The sequence below is a fragment of the Streptomyces sp. YS-3 genome (genome assembly GCF_045257485.1).
Classification (GTDB): Bacteria; Actinomycetota; Actinomycetes; order Streptomycetales; family Streptomycetaceae; genus Streptomyces.
In genome coordinates, this window is sequence record NZ_JBJHPC010000295.1 from 1 (window position 1) to 8,867 (window position 8,867).

Genomic DNA, 8,867 nt, shown 5'->3' on the forward strand with positions numbered 1-8,867 from the left:
CCCACATCCCAACACACACCCCGGCTGAATATCACCGGCCCGTACCGCGCCGCGGGGGACGCCCCGCCGCCCGAGGGGCACTGAGGTCGGCGGGGCCGAGCCCTGTAGATCATCTCTAGTGACACTGTGCGCAGGTCGTGGACGGCGAGCGCGCTCACGAGACGTCGTGTGCGGGTGAGCTCGGCAACGATCAGGTTTTAGGTACCTGTGAGGCGCCGGTGCTTGGGCCGTGGAGCCTGGAGGTTCCGGCCGTCTCTCAGGCAGCAGCCTTCACCTGGGGCCGGGCCGGGCGCACCAGGTCACGGATTGACGTAGTAGTACGTATACAGCCCCCCGGACTTGTACTTCTGCCCTGCCTTGCAGGCTACGTAGGAGCCTCGCCTGTCACCCATCCAGTGATGCGGCCCGAAGTAGCGATGGCCGCCCGAGCAGTTCACATAGGCCCAGTACTGCCAGTTGGGCCCATTTCCGTCGCACCAGCCACCGGCCCAGTTAGTGCCCACCTTGTGATAGGGGTAGCACTTCCCCTTCCAACTCCCTTTCGCCGCAGATGCCGTGTGCACCGCAGCACTTTGCGCGGTCCCCGAGGCATCACCGGCACCTTGGTCCGCAGGTTGTACGACCATACGGACGGGTGCGGGTCCCGGTGTCGCCATCGCGGGGCTCGCCGTCACCACACCCCCGCCCAACAGCATCAGACCACTGAGGACGGTGGCGGCCTTGAAAATCCTTGTTCCCATGCTCAATCTCCCTTTCCCTCATCATCGGGCCTGTCCCGACACAGCAACGGGCAACTTGCAGCACCCGGCCCTGGGAGAACCGGCCCGTACCGCGCCGGTTCGATGGATAGAGGCTAGGGAACGTGCCAGAGCTGCGGCATCCCACAACGGATTGAACAACCATCTCCCCCACCGGGAGTACTCACACTGCCTCCTACCACTCTCGTTGCAGGCACGGTGCTCATCGTTGCGCCTTCCTACCACTCTCGTTGCAGGCGGAGTGATCATCGTTGCGCTCGTGGTGCCCAACCGGCGGCCACGTACGCGCACAGGGCAGGTTGTGCCCAGGTAGCTGCAAGGGCCCTCGATGCCACAGCCAACCACCAGCCAAAGCCCTGGCCGACATCCCCCGCCGATAAGCCGGACTGCCCGTCGTTGCGGCCGGCGCCAAGCCCCCAGCACCATTCGAGGCGCGCTCACGGTCAGCGGCAAGTCGATGATCAAGGCGCACATCATGGACGGCGACACGTCGCCGTCAGGGTGCAGCCGGACGTCGAAAATCGGCGAGATGGCCGCTTCTAGCGGGGTCAACTGTCGTACAGCGTGATCCGGTGAGGACCGGTGCAGCTCAGCAGCAGCGCGAAGGACGCTACCGCGCGCAACAGGTGTGGCCTATCCCCGGTTCAGGCAAGGGCGCGCCATTTGTTTGTCCGGTTCCATGCCGTATAGCCATCGCCGTGCCGCGTCGCCCTGACGTACGGCTCCGGCAGCAGAACCCTGAACGTTGTGCACGCACGCGTCAGCCGCAACGGGAGGCACAGCAGCAGCATCGAGAACCGCGTCGGCAATACTCACGTCTCCGTTGGTGAATGTCATGTCCAGCAGCCGATGGGGGCTCAGCGGCCATGCGCGAAACGACGATGTGCTTTCCAGGAACTGGGTGAGGCGCCGGTGATGACGACGAGCGATGGGCTTCGATCAGGCCAGTCGATGATGTGGATGGTCAGTTCGTTCTTCCAACTGGACGGCGAACCCGTCGGGGCGTTCGCTTCGCAGGCCGGCCCTGGTCGTCAGCATGTGCTGGGCAGCACGGACCGAGTCGGCGACGACCCGCGGCTGCTCGTCGACTTCAATGAGGGGCGGCCCCTGCTGTCGGCACATGGACAGCCGGTGGGAGAGCGCCATGGGAACACCGTGCTGCTGTGGGAAGCGGAGTACCGCATCCGCCGTGCCCGATTCCGCACGAAGCTGCACTTCTCCGTAACGTCCGCAGAACGAACCGTCCTTGACGTCAGGGAGAAGTCCCGGCCCGACCGCACTGTCCACACATACGTCACCCGCAGCGATCCCGCGCTCGACCCGGTCGCCGTGCTCGGCCTCATCCTGCTGGAGGCACGGCCCGACAAGATGTCGGTCCTCAACGAGCTGTTGGAGAGGGGGCAGACGTAGCGGCTTGCGCGAAGTCGGCATCCAGGCAGGGGAACTGGCGCGAGCCCGCGTGGCGCAGGGTGGCGGTCGTCGCGCAGTGCAGCCTCGACACCCGGATCGCGCATGTCTTCGTCCCGTCGGCTGGTCGGGCACGGTTTCGACCCGTTCACGCCGGGTTGCGAGGTCGACGTGCTGAGATCCCCGCATGTGAGGCTGTGCGGGGCCGGTATTGCTACGAATACGTTCTGACGCACCGAGACGGCCCTCCCCTGGGCGATCGCCTGCCCATACTCTCTCCGCGGGCTGGGCTCCGCCGAGTATTGGCGACCGTCGCCCCCAACGCTGCCTATTGCCCCACTTCGCCGACCGCGGCGCGCTCCTGCACGCCGTCTCCCTGGCCGCCTTGGACCCAAGTCGCATGCACCATGGAAGGCGAGCAGGCCGCCGTGGAAGACGGCCGCGACCGCAAAGCAGCCGCCCGGGCCCGCTTCCGCGCGGTCGGCACTAGCTACCTGCGCTTCGCCCCAGGAGGAACCCTGCCTGTTCCGCGTCGCCTTCCATGTCGCCTTCCGTGTTCCCGGGGACCTGACCCACGCCTCAGACGCCAACGCCGCAGGAACCGGGGGGCAAGTCCCCCTTCGACCTCCTGGGCGCCGCGCCGCCCTCGACGGACTCGTGGAAACCGGCCAGCTGCCCGAAGACCGGCGGGCGCCCAGGCGCTGAGTTCCTCGCCCGGTCCAGCGTCCGCGGTCTCGCCGTCCTCCTCATCGACGGCCCCGTGCGCGGCCCGCACCCCGATCAGGCCCGCAACGCAGGACAGGTCCTCATCGGCATGATCGAACGCGGCATCTAGGGATTGTTGTGAAAGTGCTGGTCACAGCGCCTCGTTGAGGACTGTGACCAGCACGGTCGTTGCTGGGGCGGCGAGTGGCTGGTCAGTGCACCAGCAGGTCGATCACGCCCGTCAGGTCCTCCTCGCCGCTGCCCTCGGCCAGGCGGCGGCGCATCAGCTCGAAGTACGGGCTGAGCAGTTCCGCGCTCACACCCTGCTGCTCGGCGGTGCTCAGGAAGGTCGGCGTGCCGGCCACCTGCATGGCGAGGTTGGAGACGACGCCCTTGGTGTAGTCGCCGCTGCGCAGCTGGTCGGCGGTCTGGTGGACCGCCGGGGCCATCGCGACGAGCCAGTCGGCGAGCAGCGGGGCGAGCGCCGCGGGATCGATGTCCTCTCTGCGGATCAGGGCGAAGGCGTGCGCGGCACCGGCGAACATCCCGTACATGGCGCTGAGCAGGGCCACGTCGTGCAGGGCCGCGAAGCCCGCGTCCTCGCCGACGTAGGTGGTACCGGCCGGGACGGCCAGGGTCTCCTGGTGTCGCTCGAACAGCTCTCGTGAGCCGCTGTAGAAGACGTAGCCGCCGGCCTCCGAGACGCCGATCATCGGCGGGACGGCCATGATTCCGCCGTCCAGGTAGCGGGCGCCGCGCTCGCGGGCCCACTCGGCGCGGGCGCGGGCTTGGGCAGGGGTGCTGGTGGTCAGGTTGACCAGGTCCCGGCCGGCTAGGTCGGTGCCGGCCAGCACCTGCTCGACCGAGGCGTCGTCCAACAGACAGACGATGACCAAGGGGTTCGCCGCGACCGCCTCAGCGGCGCTGTCCGCGACCCGTGCCCCCTCGGCGGCGAGGGCCGCGGCGCGCGCCGGTGCGCGGTTCCAAACGGTGAGCGGGTGGCCGGCGGAAAGCCAGGTACGGGCCAGGGCGGTGCCCATCGCGCCGAGGCCCAGCAGCGTGACGGAAGTCTTCTCAAGGGTGTTGTGTGTCATGCCGATCAGGCTGGTCGCAGGCCCGGAAGTGATCAAGTACGCACTTCGGAGTGGGTGGTTACCCTGGGGTGAGTGAGCACGTCAGAGGGGGTAGGGCATGACGACGCTGAACCGGCCGAGCGCACCAGACGGACACGTCTGCGGGATCGACACCGCGATGGAGGTGATCGGCGGCAAGTGGAAGGTGCTGATCCTCTGGGCGCTCCACGAGCACCCTTACCGCCGCTTCGGCGAGCTGCGCCGGCTGCTTCCCGGCATCACCGAGAAGGTGCTGGCCTCTCACCTACGGGAGCTGGAAGCGGACGGCGTCGTGCGCCGCGTCTCCTACGACGAGGTGCCACCCCGCGTCGAGTACTCGCTGACCGAGGACGGCATGCGCCTCAACGACGCACTCCAGCCGCTGGCCGCCTGGGGACGCGAGCGGCCGGCCATTCGAGGACTGGAAGAGAAGGCGAGCCAGGGGCTGTTGTGAACGCGCTGGTCACAGCCACTCGTTGATGACCACGACCAGCACGGTGCCGCGTAGCGGACCGCGAGTTTGTCGTATCGCGTGGCCACCGCCCGGTGGCGTCTCAACCGGTTGATGCCACACTCCACAGAATGGCGCTCTTTGTAGTCGTTCTGTCGAACTTCGGTGGTCGCCCGGCCGTGGGCCGCGCAGAGACCCGCACACACCGAGACAGGACGTGGTGACGCTCCCGGGGGCCAGCCCCCGTTGCGATACGGGTGTCAGCTGGATGGGCGACCGGTGCGCGGCCCAGCACGCTGAGGGCAGGAACGGCAGAGGCAACAGAAGGCAGGAGCAATCGGTGAAGGCACGTGCAGGGGCTGCGGCCCTGTGGGCGGGGATTTGCGCGGCGACGCTCTCAGGGATCCTCCCGGCGACCGCGGCGGAGCGGGCGCCGGCCACGCGGCCCGCCGGACTTGAGGAAGCCCTTGAGCAGACGGTCACAGACGGATTCCCAGGCGTCGTTGCGTATGTCAGGCAGGGAGAGCGCGAATCACGGACAGCGGCCGGGCTCGCGGATACGGCGAGCGGCGAACGAGCCCGGCTGCTGCACCCCGCCCAGCAGCGCGAACTCCTGACCACGGTGCAGTTCCTCGACGCACCGGCGTACGGACTCGGTGTGCAGCGCATGGAGGTGCCCTGCGGCTCGGATCCGGGCGCCAGGCTGATCAGTGTCTGGGAGACGGACGGCGGCGGGCCCGGCTTCACCAGCGTGTCCCTCGCCACCACCGACGGTGAGCGGCAGCTGGTCCTCGCCGCCAACGTCTATGACCTCGGCGCGGACCTGAAAGGTGAACCGCCCGTCCCGCGGAGCAAGGGACTGATGAAGGCGCGGATGGCGGCTCTTTGTGACTGAGGTGACGTCAGGTCATCGCATGTGACGTCGCGCGGTGCGCGGCCCAGGACGACGGCAGAAGGCAGGGTGCCGGGAGCCGCAGCAACTTGGGAGCACCGGGGCCCAGGGCCGTGCGTTCCTGTCCGGATGGCAGCGGGTGTTCGCCTCGGGCCCGTCTGGCTTGAGCGAGGCAGTGCTGCATTGTCTGCCCCGGGCAACACCGGATCGGACGGCCGTGGCCCAGGTTTCAGAGGTGCAGCGCGAGCCGGTCGGGAAGCGCATTACCGTCCGCCGTGCCCTCGTCGACGACGTCGGCGGCGCCCTCTCCGGCCGTCCGCCTCAGTAGGACGACCAGCGGCCTTCGCATGGCGTGTCGCCAGCCGGATAGCGCGGCGCTCTGGAGCAGAACGGCGGTTGGCGGACGGCGCCCGCAGCGCGGTGCGCAAGCTCGCGGGCATCGACTTTATGCGGCTGGTGACGTACCTGCGCGGCTTGGCGCGTCGGCGACTCACCCGGGCCGGCTGTTCCGGTCCCTCTCCTCGCCGACCGCTCGCGCATAGGGCGTCCGCCACCCGGCCCAGCTGCCTTTCCGTGGTTGGCCTGCTCCGTTCGCACCAACCGCGATGGCGGACGGCCTCCTCCTCGGCAACGGTGGATACGCGCCCGGCCGCCTCGCCCGGGCTTCATCCACCTGGGCCAAGGGAGCCGGTCATGTCGACACGCAACACGATGCTGCGCAGCCTGCACGATGTCGGGTTGGCCGCCTGGTTCGGCGGCTCCCTCATGGGCGCGGTCGGCCTGAATGGTGCCGCCCGCGACGAGGGAGGCACCTGGGCCACCACAGCCCGGATCGCCAGCTCCGGCTGGGCTAAATGGACCCCCGTCAACGCCGCGGCGATCGCCACGCACCTGTTCGGCTCCGGCGGTCTGCTCGCCGCCAACGCCCCGCGGGTCGTCGCCCAGCAGGGAGTTGCCGCCTCCACCGTCGCCAAGACCGTCCTGACCGGCGCCGCCCTCGCGGCCACCGCCTACAGCCGCGTGCTGGGCAAGAAGATCGAGCTCGCGGCCTCGTCCAACCCGCAGGACGCCGAGAAGGCCGCCAAGCACCCCATCGACACCGACAAAGCCCAGCGGCACTTGGCCTGCATGCAGTGGACTGTCCCTGCCCTGACCGGTGGCCTCGTCATCCTCAACGCTCTGCACGGCGAACAGCAGCGCCCTGCCGAACAGGCGCACGGCATGTGGCAGCGTGCTCGCTCCCTCGCACCCCACATGAACATGCCCTCCGCACCCGACTGGCATCTGGCTCATTGACGCGCCGCCCGGCACCAGGATGTCGTCTGTGGCACTGCGGCAGGGTTCCTCCGTCCCGCGCTCGCCGCCCGCACGCCACCTGCCCAGTGCCACGGGCCTCACCATCGGTCTCTGCCGTCTCAGCGCAGGGAGTTTTTCTGCCGGACCAGGCCGATGCCGAGTCATGCCAAGTGGCCGTCCCCATGCCCATCGGCGCCGCAGGGCCGAGCTCCTTGGGCTGCTGGGCGCGGCAAACTCGTCGTCGTCCGAGGGCTGGCCGGGTGGGTAGCTGATGACGAGGACGGTGGCCTGCTGGTCCTGGTCGGCTGGTCAGCCTCGCCATGTTGTTGGCCAACCTCACCACCGGGAACGACCGGGAGATCGCCGCGCTGTTCGGGCCCGTGCATGGGGTCGCCTGGCTTTTCGGCGTCCTGGCCACCCGGCGCCACACCGCAGCACCGCAGCACCGCAGCACCGCAGCACCGCAGCACCGCAGCACCGCAGCACCGGCGCCACGCTGCGCGCCGTCATCCCTGGCGTCGGAGGCCTGCTCGCGCTCCGTGCCCTGGAGCGTGCCGACGCGCAGGCTGCTCCCGACACCGGACCGGGGGCACGATGAGAGACCGCCTTCCCGGGGGGCTCGCGGGCTACGGCGGCGCCGACCCTGGCGTTCGTGGCTGCCTACGGTGCCGACGGGCTGCGGACCGCCCTCGTAGCGGCCACGGTGGCCGGTGTACTGGTCCTCGCCTGGGGCCTGTGGGCCCGCCGGTACCTCCAGCATGCGGCGGTCGGCGCGCTATTGGCGGTGACCTGCGCGGCCGTGGCGGTCGGTACCGGGCAGGCACGGGGCTTCTTCCTGCTGCCCATGCTGCTGCCCGCGGCCTCCTCAGCGGCCTGCCTGCTGTCGGTGCTGGCAGGCCGCCCCCTGGCCGGCCTGGTCGCGAACCGGGTCGTGGGCGGCCCACCACGCTGGCGCTCGCATCCGCCCCTGCACCGTTTCTATCGCTGGATGACCGTGGGCATCGGCCTGGTATGCCTGGCCAGTCTGGCTGCGCAGGCCGCCCTCTACATCCGTGCGGAGATCGCCTGGCTCGGTGTCTTCCACGTCGTCATGGGAGTGCTGTGGCCCGCCATCACCGCCGCCACGCTGGCCCTGTCGCGCATGACCGTGGCCCGCCACCGCGACCCGGCCGCCTGATACAGATCCGGCATCCAGGGAAACGCAAGCGGTCCTGTCGCTGTACGCAGTGGGGCCCCGCATAGAAGGGAAGGAGGTACCACCCCTCTGCACCCCTGCCGCCGGTTCTGAACATCAAATTCGAGGCCAGAAGCGCTAGCTGATGCGGGCACCGTCACCCGCACAACACGCCTTTGCTCCGGCGAGATCACGAGCCAGGCGCCACACTCCCCCACGCATACGGTTTGTTCTCAGCGGGGAGTGTTGTCGTCGGCTGTGAAGGGGCTTCCGTGGCCGGGCACGATCAGGTCCGCCGCGGCCAGCACCCGCTGCCGGGAGGCGCGGAGTACTTCGCGGTCGGGGGCTACCGGGTCGTCCGCCGGGCCGTTCGCGTGCCACCACAGGTCGCCCGCGAAGGCCACGACGCCTGCCTCCGTGCCCGCGAGCAGGGTGATGTCTTCGGCGCTGTGGCCCGGGGTGCGGATCAGCCGCAGCGAGGGGGTGAGTTCGTAGCCCTCGGCGTCCCGGTTCTTCCACTGGTCGCCCAGGTATTCCACCTTGTGGTCGTGCACCCGGGCACGGCCGAACAGACCCACGTTCATGGTGTTGTCCGGGTGGTGATGACTGAGCACCACATCGGTGATGTCCTCGGGACCAAGGCCCAGCTCGGCGAGTGGGGCGAGGATGTCGTCGTGGCTGGCCACCATGCCCGGGTCGAAGATCACGTGACGTCCCGCGTCACGCACGTAGGAGACGGTTGCGGCAACCCCGGGGCCGGTGGAGCCCACGTAACCGGTGGTCAGGACCTTGTACACGGCGCTTTGGCCGAGCGGTGCGTCTGTCATGGCCCCCATCTTTCCCGGTGCCGCAGCCCTTCACGAGTGGCACAGCAGCCGCACATCGCAGGATTCGTGCCATCGTGTGCCACACTGCACCCCATGCCGCCTTTCCCCACCGTCGCCGCCTACGTCCCGCCCGGCGTCGGCATGCTCGCCGTCGGCATCGTCACCGAGGTGTTCGGCCCCCACGGAACGGCCCTGCCCGGCTTCGACTTCGCCTTGTGCGCCGACCGCCCCGGACCCGTCCCCAC

At 69.2% G+C, this 8,867-nt stretch carries 6 protein-coding genes and 1 pseudogene; 5 read left to right on the forward strand and 2 right to left on the reverse strand.

What is annotated here, in order from left to right; translation table 11 throughout:
• Positions 1-1,505 precede the first annotated feature (1,505 nt).
• Positions 1,506-2,168 (forward strand): hypothetical protein, encoded by a 663-nt coding sequence (locus ACJA3G_RS22440; protein ID WP_406554821.1) that lies wholly within the window; start codon positions 1,506-1,508, stop codon positions 2,166-2,168.
• 914 nt (positions 2,169-3,082) lie between these two features.
• On the opposite strand, the gene ACJA3G_RS22445 is transcribed toward ACJA3G_RS22440, so the two are convergent.
• The gene (locus ACJA3G_RS22445; RefSeq protein ID WP_406554822.1) at positions 3,083-3,964 is read right to left on the reverse strand and encodes an NAD(P)-dependent oxidoreductase; all 882 of its coding nucleotides are present in this window, start codon (positions 3,962-3,964) and stop codon (positions 3,083-3,085) included.
• 97 nt (positions 3,965-4,061) lie between these two features.
• Here ACJA3G_RS22445 and ACJA3G_RS22450 point away from each other — a divergent pair, with 97 nt between their 5' ends.
• The 4 genes and pseudogenes from ACJA3G_RS22450 to ACJA3G_RS22465 form a co-directional block, all read left to right on the forward strand.
• The gene (locus ACJA3G_RS22450; protein WP_406554823.1) at positions 4,062-4,436 is read left to right on the forward strand and encodes a winged helix-turn-helix transcriptional regulator; all 375 of its coding nucleotides are present in this window, start codon (positions 4,062-4,064) and stop codon (positions 4,434-4,436) included.
• A 337-nt stretch (positions 4,437-4,773) separates the two neighbouring features.
• Positions 4,774-5,328, forward strand: coding sequence for a hypothetical protein (locus tag ACJA3G_RS22455; protein WP_406554824.1), 555 nt, complete (start codon positions 4,774-4,776; stop codon positions 5,326-5,328).
• A 690-nt stretch (positions 5,329-6,018) separates the two neighbouring features.
• Positions 6,019-6,621 (forward strand): hypothetical protein, encoded by a 603-nt coding sequence (locus ACJA3G_RS22460; RefSeq protein ID WP_406554825.1) that lies wholly within the window; start codon positions 6,019-6,021, stop codon positions 6,619-6,621.
• Between the two features lie 640 nt (positions 6,622-7,261).
• Positions 7,262-7,798 (forward strand): annotated as a pseudogene (locus ACJA3G_RS22465) (DUF3159 domain-containing protein); the annotation flags it as partial.
• A 230-nt stretch (positions 7,799-8,028) separates the two neighbouring features.
• Here the strand turns inward: ACJA3G_RS22465 and ACJA3G_RS22470 are convergent.
• Positions 8,029-8,622 (reverse strand): MBL fold metallo-hydrolase, encoded by a 594-nt coding sequence (locus tag ACJA3G_RS22470; RefSeq protein WP_406554826.1) that lies wholly within the window; start codon positions 8,620-8,622, stop codon positions 8,029-8,031.
• Positions 8,623-8,867: the final 245 nt, after the last annotated feature.

What these genes read in the sequence shown, in the direction of transcription:
- ACJA3G_RS22445 (WP_406554822.1), bottom strand. Translation starts at nt 3,964, where the DNA reads ATGACACACAACACCCTTGAGAAGACTTCCGTCACGCTGCTGGGCCTC.
- ACJA3G_RS22460 (WP_406554825.1), top strand. Translation starts at nt 6,019, where the DNA reads ATGTCGACACGCAACACGATGCTGCGCAGCCTGCACGATGTCGGGTTG.
- ACJA3G_RS22470 (WP_406554826.1), bottom strand. Translation starts at nt 8,622, where the DNA reads ATGACAGACGCACCGCTCGGCCAAAGCGCCGTGTACAAGGTCCTGACC.
- ACJA3G_RS22450 (WP_406554823.1), top strand. Translation starts at nt 4,062, where the DNA reads ATGACGACGCTGAACCGGCCGAGCGCACCAGACGGACACGTCTGCGGG.